General features: G+C 65.1%; 14 protein-coding genes. 5 read left to right on the plus strand and 9 right to left on the minus strand.

Annotated features, from left to right (window positions below):
• Positions 1–57 precede the first annotated feature (57 nt).
• Entirely contained in the window at positions 58–837 is a 780-nt protein-coding gene (locus tag ABB26_RS17435; RefSeq protein ID WP_057635984.1) for a rhomboid family intramembrane serine protease, read from the minus strand.
• A gap of 97 nt (positions 838–934) precedes the next feature.
• Complete coding sequence (locus ABB26_RS17440; protein ID WP_057636014.1) at positions 935–1,891, minus strand: TerC family protein; 957 nt, start codon at positions 1,889–1,891, stop codon at positions 935–937.
• Between the two features lie 282 nt (positions 1,892–2,173).
• On the opposite strand from ABB26_RS17440, the gene ABB26_RS17445 reads away from it, so the two are divergent.
• Together ABB26_RS17445 and ABB26_RS17450 are read left to right on the plus strand one after the other, a co-directional pair.
• Positions 2,174–3,343, plus strand: coding sequence for a class I SAM-dependent rRNA methyltransferase (locus ABB26_RS17445; protein WP_057635985.1), 1,170 nt, complete (start codon positions 2,174–2,176; stop codon positions 3,341–3,343).
• A 162-nt stretch (positions 3,344–3,505) separates the two neighbouring features.
• Entirely contained in the window at positions 3,506–4,747 is a 1,242-nt protein-coding gene (locus tag ABB26_RS17450; protein ID WP_057635986.1) for a dipeptidase, read from the plus strand.
• A 93-nt stretch (positions 4,748–4,840) separates the two neighbouring features.
• Here the strand turns inward: ABB26_RS17450 and ABB26_RS17455 are convergent, their stop codons facing one another.
• The 6 genes from ABB26_RS17455 to ABB26_RS17480 form a co-directional block, all read right to left on the minus strand.
• Positions 4,841–6,316: an esterase-like activity of phytase family protein gene (locus ABB26_RS17455; RefSeq protein WP_245626264.1), complete on the minus strand. Its 1,476-nt coding sequence runs from the start codon at positions 6,314–6,316 to the stop codon at positions 4,841–4,843.
• 12 nt (positions 6,317–6,328) lie between these two features.
• Positions 6,329–8,638, minus strand: a complete 2,310-nt coding sequence (locus ABB26_RS17460) for a TonB-dependent receptor (protein ID WP_057635987.1) — start codon at positions 8,636–8,638, stop codon at positions 6,329–6,331.
• A gap of 267 nt (positions 8,639–8,905) precedes the next feature.
• The gene (locus ABB26_RS17465; RefSeq protein ID WP_057635988.1) at positions 8,906–10,342 is read right to left on the minus strand and encodes an amino acid permease; all 1,437 of its coding nucleotides are present in this window, start codon (positions 10,340–10,342) and stop codon (positions 8,906–8,908) included.
• Between the two features lie 149 nt (positions 10,343–10,491).
• Positions 10,492–10,851 carry a DUF488 domain-containing protein gene (locus ABB26_RS17470; RefSeq protein WP_057635989.1) on the minus strand — a complete coding sequence of 120 codons (360 nt, stop codon included), beginning with the start codon at positions 10,849–10,851 and terminating at the stop codon, positions 10,492–10,494.
• Positions 10,852–11,109: 258 nt separating this feature from the next.
• The gene (gene leuE / locus ABB26_RS17475; protein ID WP_057635990.1) at positions 11,110–11,733 is read right to left on the minus strand and encodes a leucine efflux protein LeuE; all 624 of its coding nucleotides are present in this window, start codon (positions 11,731–11,733) and stop codon (positions 11,110–11,112) included.
• 15 nt (positions 11,734–11,748) lie between these two features.
• Positions 11,749–12,294: a nucleoside 2-deoxyribosyltransferase domain-containing protein gene (locus ABB26_RS17480; RefSeq protein ID WP_057635991.1), complete on the minus strand. Its 546-nt coding sequence runs from the start codon at positions 12,292–12,294 to the stop codon at positions 11,749–11,751.
• Positions 12,295–12,373: 79 nt separating this feature from the next.
• Here ABB26_RS17480 and ABB26_RS17485 point away from each other — a divergent pair, with 79 nt between their 5' ends.
• From ABB26_RS17485 to ABB26_RS17495, 3 genes are all read left to right on the plus strand, one after another.
• The gene (locus tag ABB26_RS17485; RefSeq protein WP_057635992.1) at positions 12,374–13,921 is read left to right on the plus strand and encodes a DNA recombination protein RmuC; all 1,548 of its coding nucleotides are present in this window, start codon (positions 12,374–12,376) and stop codon (positions 13,919–13,921) included.
• A gap of 53 nt (positions 13,922–13,974) precedes the next feature.
• Positions 13,975–14,520: a glutathione peroxidase gene (locus ABB26_RS17490; RefSeq protein WP_057635993.1), complete on the plus strand. Its 546-nt coding sequence runs from the start codon at positions 13,975–13,977 to the stop codon at positions 14,518–14,520.
• Between the two features lie 157 nt (positions 14,521–14,677).
• Entirely contained in the window at positions 14,678–15,142 is a 465-nt protein-coding gene (locus ABB26_RS17495) for a GNAT family N-acetyltransferase (RefSeq protein ID WP_057635994.1), read from the plus strand.
• Between the two features lie 93 nt (positions 15,143–15,235).
• Here the strand turns inward: ABB26_RS17495 and ABB26_RS17500 are convergent, their stop codons facing one another.
• Positions 15,236–16,243 (minus strand): MlaA family lipoprotein, encoded by a 1,008-nt coding sequence (locus ABB26_RS17500; RefSeq protein WP_057635995.1) that lies wholly within the window; start codon positions 16,241–16,243, stop codon positions 15,236–15,238.
• Position 16,244: the final 1 nt, after the last annotated feature.

The following is a 16,244-nucleotide window of genomic DNA, read 5'->3' on the forward strand; positions in this document are numbered from 1 at the left end:
GGTGGTTGGGTTGAGGGGCAGCTCCCAAGCAGCCCCAACCAACAAGCAGAAACAAACCTACTGCGGGCTGTCCGGGTCGCGTCGCCGCAGCGGCACCACGACTTCGTAGTCCCGGCCTTCGCGGGGTTGCCACAGCACCGGCACCCGGCCTGGCGCGGGTGGCTCCAGTTCGTTGTCAGCCAGCGGCTGCACGTCTTCCTCTTCTTCGTCTTCCCAGCTGTAGCGCTTGCGCGCTGCCATCGGGTCGGCACGGCGGAACATCAATGCGGCGATCAGGCCAGCGGCAGCGCCGCCCATGTGCGATTGCCACGACACGCCCGGCTCGTGCGGCAGGATGGTGATCAACATGCTGCCGTAGAACAGGAAGCCGATCATGCTGGCGGCGATGGCCTGACGGTCACGGCGCAGCAGGCCCAGTACGAAGACCAGGAACATCAGGCCGTGGGTCACGCCACTGGCGCCCAGATGGTGGCTGCCGATATCGCCCAGCAACCAGGCACCCAGGCCGGAACCTATCCACAGCAAAGGCAACGCGCGCAGCGTGGCCTGTGGATAAACACTGCCGGCCAGCGTGCCCAGGATCAGCAGGGCGACTGCGTTGGCGCCCAGGTGTTCGATGGAACCGTGCAGCAGCGGCGCGCCCAGCAGGCCGAGCAGGCCGTGGCTTTCCAAGGGCGCAACCGACCACGCCCGCCAGTCCCAGCCACTGCTCTGAACGGCGAATATCGCCACCAGCAGCAGCACGAAACCCAGGCTCAGGTTGAAGGCGCGCAGCACGCGGCTGCGGTCATTGCGGGCCGGCGCGTTGCCGGTGTCAGGCGCGATCTGCGTATCCATGACATCAGAACTTGCGGCAGCCCCCGCGATTGCAAGGGGGCCGCGTTCGGGAACAGGCGTGCCACCAGCGGGACAATCCCGCCGGTGGCACGGGGTATCAGCCGTGGTTCTGCTTCGGCGGGATCTTCAGGCTCAGGATCATGGTGGCGATCAGGATCGCGGCCACCACGCCCAGCGACACCGGCACCGGGATCTTGAAGATGTCGATCAGCAGCATCTTGGTACCAATGAACGCCAGGATCACCGCCAGGCCATACGGCAGCAGGTGGAAGCGATCCGCCATACCGGCCAGCAGGAAGAACATCGCGCGCAGGCCCAGCACCGCGAACACGTTCGAGGTCAGCACGATGAACGGATCGGTGGTGATGGCGAAGATGGCCGGGATCGAATCCACCGCGAAGATCACGTCGGTGACCGCTATCAGGATCAGCACCACGAACATCGGGGTGAACCAGCGCACGCCGTTCTTCTCGGTGACCAGGCGGTTGCCGTTGTACTCATGGCTGATGCGCAGGTGCTTGCGCATGAACTTCAGCGCCGGGTTGTTGTCCAGGCTGGGCTCCTCGCCGGCGGCGGTCCACATCTTCCAACCGGTGAACAGCAGGAACGCGCCGAACACGTACAGCAGCCAATGGAACTGGCTGACCAGCACGGTGCCGGCGAAGATCATGACTGTGCGCAGCACGATGGCACCCAGGATGCCGATGATCAACACGCGTTGGCGCTGCGTCTCGGGCACCGCGAAGTAGCCCATGATCAGCAGGAACACGAAGATGTTGTCGACCGCCAGGGCCTTCTCGATCAGGTAACCGGTCAGGAACTGCAGGCCCACTTCGTTGGCCACGGCCACGCCGGCGGTTTCATTGAGGTAGTACCAGAGGCCTGCGTTGAAGGCCAGGGCCAGCGCCACCCAGCCCAGCGACCACCACAGCGCCTCCTTGAAGGTGACCTTGTGCGGGCCGCCGTGGCGCATGAGCACCAGGTCGATCAGCAGGGCGGCAATGACGACGGCAACGAAGCCGCCCCAAAGCCAGGGATTACCAATTGTCTGAATCATGGGGATTTCCGGTCATGTGAAAGGTTCTCGGGACCACACAGGCCAAGAGCTGGACACGGAATCAGGGGAGACCGGGGACAGAGCTTCGCCAATGCGGCGAAGGTCTTGCTCACAGTCCCGGCGGTCGGAACTGCCGTTGCACCGGAGCCTTGCGGCTCGAATTGACGGCGACAACGTCTGGGAGCTACTCCCCTTCTGGGGCTGAATACTGCGGCCTATGGTCGCCACAGTCAACGAGTGCCCCTCGGGGCCGAGGCCCGGCACGGCTACAATAGCGCCATGAATACCCCACTTCCCGTCGTACGCCTGAAGAACGCGTGGCGCTCCAGCCACCCGTGGATTTTCCAGAAGCTGGTCGAAAAGCCGACCGTCAAGCCCAAGTCGGGCACCATCGTCGACGTGGTCGGCGTGGATGAGGTGTGGATCGGCCGTGGTTTCTATAACGGTCATTCGCGTATCGCCGTGCGCATTCTGGAAACCGATCCGGATGTGGCGGTGGACCAGGCCTGGTTCTCCCGCAAGATCGCCGATGCGGTGTCGCTGCGTCGTGACGTGCTCAAGCTCGACGCGATCTCCGACGCCTGGCGCGTGGTCCACAGTGAGGGTGACGGCCTGTCCGGCCTGGTCGTGGACCGTTATGCCGACCTGATCGTGGTCGAGTTCTTCGCCGCCGGCATGTTCCGCCACCGCGAGTGGATCTATGAAGCGCTGCGCGAGCAGTTCCCGGGCTGCCGCTTCCACAGCTTCGCCGACGAACACGTGCAGAAGCAGGAAAGCTTCGATTTCCACGGCAACACCACCACCGAGCCGTCGGTGATCACCGAATACGGCATCAAGTTCCGTGCCGACCCGGCCGGCGCGCACAAGACCGGTTTCTTCGCCGACCAGCGTGAGAACCGTGAGTGGTTGAGCCAGCAGGTGGAAGGCAAGACCGTGCTGGACCTGTGCTGCAACACCGGTGGCTTTGCGGTGTACGCCGCCGCGCGCGGTGCCAGTGAGGTACTGGGCGTGGACATCGACCAGGACGTGATCCAGATCGCCAAGAGCAACGCGCGTCTGAACAACGCCAAGCCCAAGTTCGTGCAGGCCGACATCTTCCCGTGGCTGCGCGATGCGGCCAACCGCGGCGAGCAGTACGACGTGGTGATCCTGGATCCGGCCAAGATGACCCGCGACCGCGACCAGGTCATCACCGCACTGAAGAAGTACCTGGACATGAACAAGCTGGCACTGGGCGTGGTCAAGCCGGGTGGTCTGTTCGCCACGTTCTCCTGCACCGGCCTGGTGGCCGAGGATCAGTTCCTGGACATGCTGCGTCGTGCCGCGTTCTATTCCAACCGCACCATCCAGATCCTGAAGGTGGCCGGCGCCGGCCCGGATCACCCGTTCATGGCGCACGTGCAGGAATCGCGTTACCTCAAGGCCGTGTTCTGCCGCGTGGTGGATTGAACGCCGCGCGCTGAATCTGCCGGTTCGCGGGATTGGCTTCCTCCCTTGCGCCACAGGCGAAGGGGAGGAGGGCTCTTGTCGCCCCACGCCCATGCCGTCCGTCACTGGCCGGTGGCGCCATCACAGCGTTAAGGTCGGCCTTTCCATCCACGGTGAGGCCTCATGACGCTGCGTCCCCTGTCCCTGTTGGTATCCCTGTCGCTGTGCTGGCCGCTTGCCGCCTCGGCGGTGGAGTTCAGCCAGGCCGAACTGGCCAAGGCCAGTGCGTTGCAGCAGCGGCTGCTCACCCTGGATACGCATCTGGATACGCCGGCCAACTTCGCCCGGCCGGATTTCAACATCATGCAGCGGCATGACCACAATGCGTTGTCGCAGGTGGATTACCCGCGCATGGTGGAAGGCGCGCTGGATGGTGGCTTCTTTGCGATCTACACCGACCAGGGCGACCGCACGCAGGCCGCGCACCGCGCCGAGCGCGACCATGGTCTGCAGCGGATGATGCAGATCCACGAAATGCTGGCGGCCAACCCGGACAAGTTCCAGCTGGCACTGACGGCCGACGATGCGGCGCGGATCAAGGCCGCCGGCAAGCGCGTGGTCTACATCAGCATGGAGAACGGCAGCCCGCTGGTGGCCGACCCGTCGCTGCTGAGCTTCTACCACGCTGCTGGCCTGCGGCTGATGTCGACGGTGCACTTCGCCAACAACGAATTCGCTGATTCGGCCACCGACCCCAAGGGCGCCGAATGGAAAGGGCTGAGCCCGACGGGCAAGGCGCTGGTCAACGAGGCGGTGAAGCTGGGCATCGTGATCGACCAGTCGCACGCCTCCGATGCGGTGTTCGACAACCTCATCGACATGATGCCGGTGCCCTTCATCCTGTCGCACAGCTCGGCCAAGGCGATCTTCAACCACGCGCGCAACCTCGACGACGCGCGTCTGCGCCAGCTCGCGGCCAAGGGTGGGGTGATCCAGGCCAATGCCTACGGCGGTTACCTGATCGACGAAACCAAGAGCCCCGAGCGCAAGCAGGCCGAGGAAGCATTGGAGAAGCGACTGGGTGGCTGGGAAAACATGACCATGGCCAAGGGCGCGGAACTGGCCAGCGCCATGGCCGAGCTGGACAAGCAGTACCCCCGGCCCAAGGCCACGCTGGATGACTTCTTCCAGCATTTCGGCCACATGCTCGACGTGGTCGGCCCGGATCATGTCGGTATCGGCATGGACTGGGACGGCGGCGGCGGCGTGACCGGCATGCAGGACGCCAGCGACCTGCCCAAGATCACCGCGTGGATGCAGCGCCGTGGCTTGAGCGAGGCGCAGATCGCCAACATCTGGAGCGGCAACGTGCTGCGGGTGATGCGCCAGGCGCAGGATTACGCCGCCAGGCAGGCTGCCCCGTAAGCAGCGTGGTCCCGGATGCGCTGACGCGTGTCCGGGTTACCTCAAGGTGCGGTGTGCAACCCGGGGAGGCGCAGCGCACCCGGGTTCGCTCACTCAGCGCGCGGCCGGCAACGTCAGCCGGTAGACCAGCACGCGGTTGTCATTGTCGAACGCCGAATCGCAGCGCTCGCCCTGCATGACGCAGTGATGGGCGATGAAGTCGTTGTCGTTGCCGACCAACAGCAGCCAGTCATCCGGACGCGCCGGGTCCAGCGCCGGCTGCAGATCCATGGCCTCCCACTTTTCCGAGAACAGCTGCGGGTCGTTGTGGCGCGCGCTGTCCAGGTGCAGGCCGACACGTGCCAGTTGACTGGGGTCGAGCAGATTCAGCAGTTCGCTCCAGCGGGCCGGGATGATGCCGGGTTTGAGCATGCTGTGCGCCGGGTCGGCGAGCAGCGAGGTGGTGCCGGTTTCATAGGCGCTGCCGGCCAGATTGCTGGCACCGTCGGTATCCACCAGCAGGATGCTCTTGAACACCGCCGGCCAGGTTTTGTCGCTGCCCAGGCCGTTGCCGTCACGGGCCAGCAGCAGGAAGCGGTGTGTGTCCAGCGCACGCAGCTCGCTCTGCGCGGCGGTGCGGTTGGCCCCAGCGCCATCGCCCTTGGCGGTGTAGGCCGGCAACTGCACCACGAAGTGCTGCAGCGGCTGCTTCGGCAACGGGTCCAGCGACACGTCGTAGACCAGCACGCGGGTATTGATGCGGCCATCGGCCCCACCGCTGCTGCTGTCCTGCACCAGCGCACTCTGCAATGCCACGAACAGGCGCGTGCCGTCCGGTGACAAGGCCATGCCTTCCACGCCCTGGTTGTTGCGGCGGCCACTGCGCGGCGGTTGCAGCGAACCGAAATCGGGCTGGCCGTCGCGCATCGGCTGCACCGCCGGCGGCGGTACCAGCACGCCCTGCAGGTGGCCATCGGGGCTGAAGTAGTACACGTTGGCCGCGTATTCGTCGCCCACGTAGAAATGGCCGTCGGTGGTGAACTGCAACGACTCGGCATCCATCGAGATCTTGCCGCCCCCGGTGCCGCTGCGCGGGACCGGTAGACGGATGCCGTGGCGGACCTGGCTGGCATTGCCGGGGTCGGCGCCAGTGAACGGTTGCCCGTCGAAATCGCGCAGCTCCAGCCCGCCATCCACCTGAAGGCTCACAACACCAGCGGTGCCGTTCTTGCCCGGCGCGATGTGCAGCTGCAGTTTCTCCAGCCGCGCCGGGTAGTCGTAGAACAGGCCGGCACCGGGATCGTTGCGGCCGCGGTCGGGCAGTGTCCACAACACGCCGCGGTAGCCGCCATCGGCATCACGCGTCCAACTGCCCGGTGCGACGGCCAGTGACGAGAACGAGCCGAAGGTATCGCCGAGGAAATCCCGCGTCGCCGCCGGCAGACTGCCGGCGGCGACCAGGCCGTGGTCGATGTACTGCTGCCCGTTGATCTGCAGGCTGCGTGGTGGCGGCTGCGTGACCAGGTGCGGGGTGGTGAAGCTGGCACCGGCCAGGCCGGCGGCGAGCAGAGCAGTGGCGAACAGTGGCATCGAAGGCTCCGCTTAGAAACGCACATCCAGCGTGCCGAATACCTGGCGCGGGGCGGAGGCATGGAACACATACAGCTTGCCGTCCGGGTCGGTGGCGGCGAACACGCTCGAATCCAGGTTGCTGGCGTAGCGCTTGTCGGTGAGGTTGCTCACGTTGAGCGAGAGCTTCACCTTCTTCAGCAGGCCGACCTGGCCGAAGTCATAGGCGGCACCGGCATCGAAGGTGGTGTAGCCGCCGAAGCCCTGGTCGTTGGTGTAGGTGTAGAAGCGCTCGCCGGTGTACTTGCCGCGCAGCTGAGCCGACCACGGACCGGCGTTCCAGCGCAGTTCGCTGGACAGCAGCAGCTTGGGCGTATCGGCCTGCGTCTTGCCCTTGGTCGGCACCACGACGCCGTTCTGCGTGTAGTCCGAGTCATAGGTCGAATCGTTGTACGAGGCCGAGCTGTACCAACTCAGGCGTTCGCTGGCGGTCCACAGTGCAGTGAGCTCGGCACCGCGGCTGGTCACGCTGCCGACGTTGTAGAAGCGGTTGCCGCACAGCGGCCCCACCGGCTGGCGCGAATCGCAGGGGTTGTACTGCAGCAGGCGGTTGTCGAAGCGCACGTCATAGGCGGCCAGCGACAGCTGCAGGCTGTTACCGATCCAGCGGTAGCCCACTTCAAAGGTGCGCGACTTCTCCGGCTCCAGCGTCGCCTGGCTGTTCCAGGTGGCCTGGCTGACAGCCTGCGGGCCGAGCTTGAAGCCGCCCTGGAACATGGCGATGTTCTTGGCGAAGCTGGCGAACAGCTCCTGGTGCGGGTCGAGCTGGAAATAGACGCCAGCGCTGGGCAGGAAGCTGTCCTTGGCCCGCAGGCTGCCGGTGGCGAACTGGTTGTTGGAGCTGGGGGAGATCGGGGTCTTGGCCACGCCCGGCAGCGCGCGCGCATCGGAGCGGGCATCGATGGTCTTGAAACCGGCCTCCAGGCGCAGGCGGTCTTCCATCAGGCTGACCGTGTCCTGCAGGTACACCTGACGGGTTTGCCAACGGGTCTCCTGGGCGAACACGCCGGTATCCGGCTGGCCCTTGGCCAGGCCGCTGAAGTCGCGTGGGCCGTCCACCGCACTCTGGTAGCGCGAAGCACTGCTGGTGTTGCTCTCGTACCAGCCGCCGGCCTGCAGGCGGTGGATCCCCATCTGCCATTCCACACCGATGGTGCCGCCGCTGCGCTCGATCGAGTACAGCGTGTTGCGGAAGATGATCGGCAGTTCCTTGGCGGTGCCCTTGTTCGACCACGCACCGCTGTTCCAGTTGTGGCCTTCGCCCTGGTCTTCGTGGTGGTAGCCGAGCACGCGCAGGGTTACGTCATCGTTGGGGAAGAACTCGGCCGAGGCGTAGTACAGGTCATCGTTGCGCAGGATCTGGCCGGCGGTGAAGGCACCGTCGGCATCGGTGTCCGGGCCGCTGCTGTCGCAACGCGCGGCCACGTAGGTGTTCTTGTTGCAGTAGGCCTTGGCCACGGCCTTGTTCCAGTTCGGCGCATAGCCGCCCCAGTCCCAGCCCAACCCGCGCGCCATGGCGTCCTTGGACAGGTAGAAGTCGTTGGCCTGCGAGGTGCGCGAAGCGTCGGCGAAGCCGGTCAGGCGCATCCACTCGTTCTCGTATACCGCCTTGGTGTTGAACTGGCGGGTGGTGGAGGTGTTGTAGGCGGTCTGGTCGTTCCACAGGTCCGAGGTGGCGTACATGCCGGACACGTACATCGAGAAGCCGTTGTGCTGGCCGCTGTCGAAGCGGGCGAAGCTGCGGCGGTTGCCATCGCTGCCGAAGCTCTGCGACACGCGACCGCCCATCTGCTGCAGTGGTGCGTTGGAGAAATAAGCGATGGCGCCGCCGAGGTTGCTGGTGGACGGCGTGGACAGGTTGCCGATGCCCTGCGCCAGCTCGGCCATGCCGAGGTTTTCGGAGATCAGCGCGCGGTTGATGCTCAGACCGTTGTAGTTGTTGTAGGCGCCATCGCCCAGCGGCACGCCGTCCAGCGTGTAGCCGAGTTTGCTGCCGGTGAAGCCCCGCAGGCTCAGGGTCATCGACTGCTCGTTGGTGCCCAGTGCATCCACCGATTGCGCGTTCACGCCCGGCAGCAGGTTCAATATTTTCTGTGGACTCGTGCCTGGTGGCAGCACGTCCAGGTTCTCCGGCGTGATGCGCTGCACCTGGCGCAGTTCACCGCTGCCGATGACAGAGACGGCATCCAGTTCGGTGGCGGAATTCGGGCCGGCGGTTTCAGCGGCATGAGCAACGGGAGCCACGGCCAATGCAATGGCCAGGGCAAGCAGGTTTCGCGTCATCGGGAGAGTTGCCTGTCATGGAGGGACAGGCCATCCCCAAATGTCGGCCCGTCCTGGATCGTGGAAGAAACCGACGAGGCGAGCGGGGCCAGCAGAATGGCGGTGAGAGGCCCCGGCGTCATCGTCGCCGGGGCAGTCTTCCAGTATCGGATGACAGCAATATTTCGAATGTAATCCTGATTGCACGAACACACCGGAGCGGACGGCACCCACAAAAAAGGCGGGCATCGTGCCCGCCTTTCCGGTTATCCACAGAGTGCCTGTGGATTACTTGCGCTGTCCCAGCACCGCGTTGCGACGGCTGTACAGCACATAGACCACCAGGCCCAGCGCGTTCCATGCCAGGAACCACAGCTGCGTGCGGGTGGGCAGGCTGAAGAACAGGTAGATGCAGCCCAGGATCGCGATCGGCCCGATGATCCATGCCAGCGGCGCGCGGAACTTGCGCTCGCGGCCAGCCTCGCGCTTGCGCAGCACCAGCAGGCACAGACCCACGGCGGTGAACGCGGCCAGCGTGCCGGCATTGGCCAGCGCGGCGATTTCATCCAGACGCGCCACGCCGGCCATCGCCGCCACCAGCACGGCGGTGAACACGGTGATGGTCACTGGCGTGCCCGTGCGCTTGTTCACCTTGGACAGGCCGCGCGGCAGCAGGCCGTCGCGTGACATCACAAAGAAGATGCGGCTCTGGCCATAGAAGAACGCCAACAGCACCGTCGGCAGCGCGATGATCGCCACGATGCCGATCACCAGCGCAGCAGTGCCGTGACCGAGCTCCCGCATGATCAGCGCCAGCGGCTCGGCGCTCTTGCCGAACACGGTGTAGCTCATCGCACCGACCGCAGCGGTCGCCACCAGCAGGTAGATGATGGTGCAGCCGATCATCGAACCGACGATGCCGATGGACAGATCACGGCCCGGATTCTTGGTCTCTTCGGCCGCTGTGGAAATGGCATCAAAGCCATAGAACGCGAAGAAGATGATTGCTGCCGCCGCCATCACGCCGCGCTCCACGCCATCGGCGCTCAGCGATTTGGGGAAGCCATAGGGCATGAACGGCTGCAGGTTTTCCGGGTTGAACGCCGGCAGTGCGACCGCCACGAACACCGCCAGCGCGATCAGCTTCAGCACCACCAGCACCGCATTGAGCGTGGCGCTTTCCTTGGTGCCGACCATCAACATGCCGGCAACCAGGAAGGTGATGACGATGGCGGGCAGGTTGATGAAACCGCCTTCCACGTGCGGGCCGGCGGCCAGTGCCTGCGGCAGCATCACATTCCAGCCGAAAGCAGTGTGCAGCCACTCCAGGAAGCCGACGAAGTAGCCTGACCAGCCCACCGCGACGGTGCTGACCACCAGCGAGTACTCCAGGATCAGGCTCCAGCCCACCACCCAGGCGACGGTCTCGCCCAGTGCGCTGTAGCTGTAGGTATAGGCGCTGCCGGCGGCCGGCATCATCGTCGACAGCTCGGCATAGGCCAGCGCCGCACAGGCGCAGATCACGCCGGCGATGATGAAGGACAGCAGCACCGCAGGGCCGGCCTTGTCCGCACCCACGCCGATCAGCGTGTAGATGCCGGTACCGACGATGGCACCGATGCCCAGCGCAACCAGATGGGGCCAACTCAGCGTGGGGATCAGCCGGCGGCCTTCCTCATGTTCGGTGAGCTGGTCGATGGACTTGCGCCGGAGCCAGGATTGCATGCGGACCTCGCGGTTCGTAGTGATTCAGGAAGTCGGCGAGTGTCGCCGAATGCAGTGCAGCAAAGCCAGAAACATGCACGGTTTTACTGAGCCTTGGCGGCTGCCCCTGCCATCGGTGACGGAACCGGCACAAAAACCGATGGCAGCCGTCAATGTGAATGGCGGGGATGGGCGCGCAGGTAGTCGCGTAGCGCCACGGCCTGGTTGCAGTGGGTATCGCGCGCCCCGTAGACCAGCGTGATCGGCCCGGCGTCGAGCGCATCACGCAGTGGCTTGAGGTGCTGTGGATAAGTGGCCAGTTCCTGCCAATAGCGCTGCTGGAATTCGTCCCAGCGTTCGGCGCGGTGGTCGAACCACTGCCGCAGCTCGGTGCTGGGCGCGACATCCTTCAGCCAGATGGCATGCAACGCCTCACGGCTGACGCCACGCGGCCACAGCCGGTCGACCAGGAAGCGCTGCCCGTCGCTGGCGCTGGCGGTCTCGTAGGCGCGTTTGCAGTGGATATCCACAGTGGGCCTCCACGAAAGCGTGGGAATGACCGGATCGTACAGGGCAGCGGCGGTGTGAGGCCCGTGCTCTAGCCCTCTCCCGCAAGCGTCTTGCGGAGGAGGGCCGATCGAAATGGGAGTGCCTGTTCGACGCAGGCGCTTCAACAATCAGCTTGAACGCGCGCTGCGCGCTTCCCCTCATCCGCCCCCCGGGCACCTTCTCCCGTGAACGGGAGAAGGGAAGAGCCAAAAGCGGAGGCCGAGACCGAAGCCCCGTCCTTACTCCATCCCCAATCGCACCCCGAACACCACCAGGCACACACCCACCGCCCGGCGCAGCCACACGCCAACGCGCGGATAGCCAGCCAGGCGACGGGCGATGAACTGGCCACCGAAGATCAGCACCGAGCACCAACCCACGCTCAGCACCGCGATCAGGAACGCCATCGTCGCCATCGTCAGCGCACCGCGCTGCGTGGCCGGGTCGATGAACAGCGGAAAGAAGGCCATGTAGAACAGGATGGCCTTGGGGTTGAGCACCCCGACCAGCAACGCCTGGCGGAACCAGCGCCGGCCATGCTGCACGGCACCGCTGCCGTTGCTCCCCGCTGCCGGCTCACGCAGCAGCTGGTTGCCTACCCAGATCAGGTACGCCGCGCCGATGTAACGCAGCCCGGCGAACAGCATCGGATGCGCCTGCAGCAGCGCGGCCACGCCGGTGGCTGCAATGGCGATCAGGATCTGGTCGCCCAGCATCAAACCGGCCAGCGTTGCGTAACCGGCGCGTACCCCGCCGCGCGCGGTCGCGGTGAGCAGGGTGAAGGTGCCCGGGCCGGGCAACATCAGGAACAGAATCACGGCCACCACGAAGGTGCCCAGATCGTTGATGCCCATCCACGGCATGGTGTGGCTCCGGGCTCAGGGCGCGCGCTGTTCGGCCAAGCGCTGCTTCACGGCGGCGATCAATGCCGGCAGGTCGTCGTAGCGCGGTACGCCATAGCGGTCGCCGGTGATGTCCAGGTTGCCCTTGCGCCAGAAGCCGGCCGGTGCGGCCACCAGCAACTTGCCCGAGCGCGCATACAGGCCGAATTCCAGCAGCGTGATCGGGCTCTGCGTACCGGGGGTGAAATACATCAGCACGATGTCGGCCTGTTCCAGCGCCGCCAGCTCCCATTCCACCTGGCGGCGGAACTCGGGTTCGTCGGCTTCAGCCCGCCAGGCGGGATTCCAGTCGGCTCGGCGCGGGTTGAGCATCAGCACACCGTCGTCGGCCAGCGCCTGCTGCACCTGCTGCTGCCAGTCACCAGCCTTGCCCATCTCGATGCTGCCGGCCAGGAAGACCTTGGGCCGCGTGTCATGGGCGGGCAGCGCATCGGGCGAGGTGACAGTCTGCGAGCTGGCGGCCAGTGCCGACAGCGGCAGCAGGCAGCACAGGCCCAGCAACAGGGAAGGCAGCAACTTCATGGGAATGGACGGCGCGTGGGGGCGTACATGATCGCAGATGCGACGCAGCCGATGAGACGCAGGAGGCTAAACTTCCCTCATGCAAACTGAAACCCTGATCCTGGCCGGCCTGCTGGTCGCCGTCGTCGTGCTGCAGCTGGTGCTGCTGTTCCGTCGTGCCGACAACACCGCGTTGGAGAACGCATTGCGCGAAGAACAGCGCATCGGCCGCGGTGAACTGCGCGAACACCTGGAGGCGATGACCCGCCAGCAGGACACGCGCATGGATGGCTTTGGCCGCAACCTCACCGACTTGTCCACACGCACCGACCAGCGCCTGGACCTGCTGCGCGATAGTCTCACCGACGACGCCCGCAAGGGCCGCGATGAAAACAGCAACGTCCAGCAACAGCTGTCCCAGCTGCTGGGCGCGCGGCTGCAGGAAGTTCGCGACCAACTCGATGTCTTCGGCCAACAACAGCAGGTGCGGATGGAAGCCTTTGCACGTCAGCTGGCCAGCCTGCAGCAGGCCCTGCTGGAAGATACCCGCAAGGGCCGCGAGGAGGGCGCGCAGGCGCAGCAACGTTTCGGCGAAATGCTCGGCCAGCGCCTGCTTGAACTGACCCAGCGCAACGAAACCGGCATCACCGAAATGCGGCAGACGCTGGAAGCACGCCTGAAGGACCTGCAGGGCGACAACGCCGCCAAGCTCGAACTGATGCGGCAGACCGTCGATGAAAAGCTGCAGAGCACGCTCAACACGCGGCTGGATTCCTCGTTCAAGCTGGTTTCCGAACGGCTGGAGCAGGTGCAGCGTGGGCTGGGTGAAATGCAGCAGCTGGCGACCGGCGTGGGCGACCTCAAGCGCGTGCTGAGCAACGTCAAGAACCGAGGCGGTTGGGGTGAAGTGCAGCTGGACAACATCCTTGAACAGACCCTCACCGCCGAGCAGTACGCGCGCGGGGTGAAGGTGCGCCCGGACAGCGGCGAGATCGTCGACTTTGCCGTGCGCCTGCCGGGACGCGGCAACGATGAAACGCCGGTATGGCTGCCCATCGACTCCAAATTCCCGCGCGAGGACTACGAGCGCCTGCTGGATGCACAGGAAGCCGGTGACATTGAAGCCGTGCGTACCACCGGCAACCAGCTCGAACGCGCCATCCGCGTGCAGGCCAAATCGATCAGCGAGAAGTACATCGTGCCGCCGCACACCACCGATTTCGCGGTGATGTTCCTGCCTACCGAAGGCCTGTACGCCGAGACCATCCGCCGCCCCGGGCTGGTGGATGTGTTGCAGCGCGAGCACCGCGTGGTGATCGCCGGACCGACCACCTTCACCGCACTGCTCAACAGCCTGCAGATGGGCTTCCGCACGCTGGCCATCGAACAGCGCTCCTCCGAAGTGTGGAGCCTGCTCGGTGCGGTGAAGGGCGAGTTCGGCAAGTTCGCCGGCATCCTCGAACGGGCGGAAAAGCAGATCAACACCGTCGGCAAGAGCCTGGGCGACGCCAGCCGCAAGACCCGCACCATCGAACGCAAGCTGCGCGGTGTGGAATCACTGTCGGCCGATGCCTCACAGGCGCTGTTGGGCGATCTTGGTGGCGATGACGAAGGCGAAGAACAGAGCATTGATGCCAGTGACGCATAAGCGGCGGGCTGCCGGTTTATGCTTGCGCTCCATCACCCCACCAGGAACACGCTATGACTGCTTCCGTGTACGACACCGCGCTGACCACCATTGACGGCGCACCGGCTTCGCTGGGCGACTATCGTGGCAAGGTATTGCTGGTGGTCAACGTCGCCTCCAAGTGCGGCCTGACCCCGCAGTACGAAGGCCTGGAAAAGCTGTACCGCGAAAAGAAGGATGCCGGCCTTGAAGTGCTGGGCTTCCCGGCCAACAACTTCAACGGCCAGGAGCCGGGCAGCGAGGAAGAGATCAAGCAGTTCTGCTCGCTCAACTTCGATGTCAGCTTCCCGCTGTTCTCCAAGATCAGCGTTGCCGGCACCGATGTGCATCCGCTGTACCAGCAGCTGACCGCTGCGCAGCCGGTGGCCACCGGTGAGGGTCCGATGCGCGAGAAGCTGATCGGTTTCAACATCGAACCGAATCCGGCACCGGGCGTGCTGTGGAACTTCGAGAAGTTCCTGATCGGCAAGGACGGCAGCGTGATCGGCCGCTTCTCGCCGGACACCGCGGCCGATGACGCGGGCCTGCGCGCGGCAATCGACCAGGCGCTGGCGGCGTAAGCGACGCGAACTGGGTTGTCGGTATGAGCGGCTCCGGCCGCTCATACGAAAGCCGGGAACAAATGCCCAAACAAAAAGCCCGGATTCTTCCGGGCTTTTTCGTTGCCATCTCTGATCAATGCGATGATCGGCCCTGATCGGAGTGGAGTCGTTGCACATGTTGATTCGTCCCTATCGTGAACAGGATTGGCGCCGACTGTGTGTCATCCACGATCACGCACGCAGGGATGAACTGCGTGATGCGGGATTGGCCAACGCCTTCCTTCCGCTGGAAGTAGCGGCCGAACGCGAAGACCTGTTCGCTTACACCGTGCTGGTCGCCGAGGATGCAGGCGTGGTGCAGGGCTTCGTTGCCTTCAGTGACGATGAGCTGAGCTGGTTGTACGTGGATCCGGCCTGCTACCGTCGTGGCATTGGTGCGGCGCTGGTGGATGCGGCTTTGGCCCACGGACCGCTGTCGATCGAGGTGTTGGCCGGCAACAACGCAGCCCTGGCGTTCTATGAGGCGCGCGGTTTCAGGCAGGTGCGCATGGTCGAAGGCCGAATGCCGGGCAACGAATCCTTTGCGGTGCGCGTGCATGTTCTGGAATGGACTGCCCGGTCCAGCGCCGAGGCGGTATAACGCAATAATCCGGGCAGCTGCGTTGCGCACACCGGGCAGCAAAAAAAGCCCGGGGGAAACCCGGGCTTTTTTTGTCTCATGCGGCAAGGGCGATCAGTTGCCCCAGTCAGGCATCGGCATCGCGTCGACCGGAATCGGCGACTGGCTGTCATCGTCATGCTTGCCGTCGCGGCGCAGGTCCTTTTCGATCTGGTAGCTGCGGCGCTGCAGCCAGGCATCGCGGGTCAGCGAGTACTCGTCCACCGCGCTGTCACGCAGGGAATCAATCGACAGCAACTGCGCACGCACGTCCACCAGCTGCAGGCCCTGCAGACCGATGCGTACCTTGTCCATCTCGATCTTGCGGACCGGCGAGAGCGGTATGTCGCCGGCCAGGCCGAGCACGTCGCGCACGGTCCGCGGGCCGAAGAACGGCAGTTCCACATAACGCGACTGACGCCAGCCCCAGGTACCCAGCGTCTGGCCGAAGTCTTCGCTGCGCTTGGGCACCATCGCCTTGCTGGCCGGATCGAACAGGCCGCCGATACCGAAGGTGGAGTTCATCAGGAAGCGGCCCAGCGTGTCCCACGCATCATCGGCATGGCCCTGCAGCAGCTGGTTGACCATCGTCAGCGGCGAGCGCAGGTTGCTGAAGAAGTTGGTCACGCCGGTACGGGCGAACTGCGGTACGGCGCGGGTGTAGGCCGTTGCCAGAGGACGGGCGACGCTGCGATCCACCGCGTTGTTGAAGCGGTGCACGCCGCGGTTGTACTTCTCCCACGGATCGTAGGCCGGCGGTGCGCCGCTGTCGGTGTCACCGTTTGCGCTGGACACCGGGCCGCCATACAGCGCAGCGAAATCGTCTTCGGCGGCGGTAGGTGCGGCCTCATCGCTGGAGGTGCCGGCAACGTCGTTCTGCGCAACGGCATCGCTGCCGGCATCCGCTGCGACGGACTGCACATCGGCACCGGCAGCGGGCTGCGTTGCCTCGGCCGTGGCCGGCGCATCGGCCGGCGTCACCACGGTGGCTACGGGCGGCGCGGCATCACGTGCCGGCTTGCCGGCACAGGCGGCCAGCAGGGCAATGATGACAAGGAGGGGGAGGGTGCGGAGAAGACTCATG

It is taken from the genome of Stenotrophomonas humi, from assembly GCF_001431415.1.
Lineage (GTDB): Bacteria > Pseudomonadota > Gammaproteobacteria > Xanthomonadales > Xanthomonadaceae > Stenotrophomonas > Stenotrophomonas humi.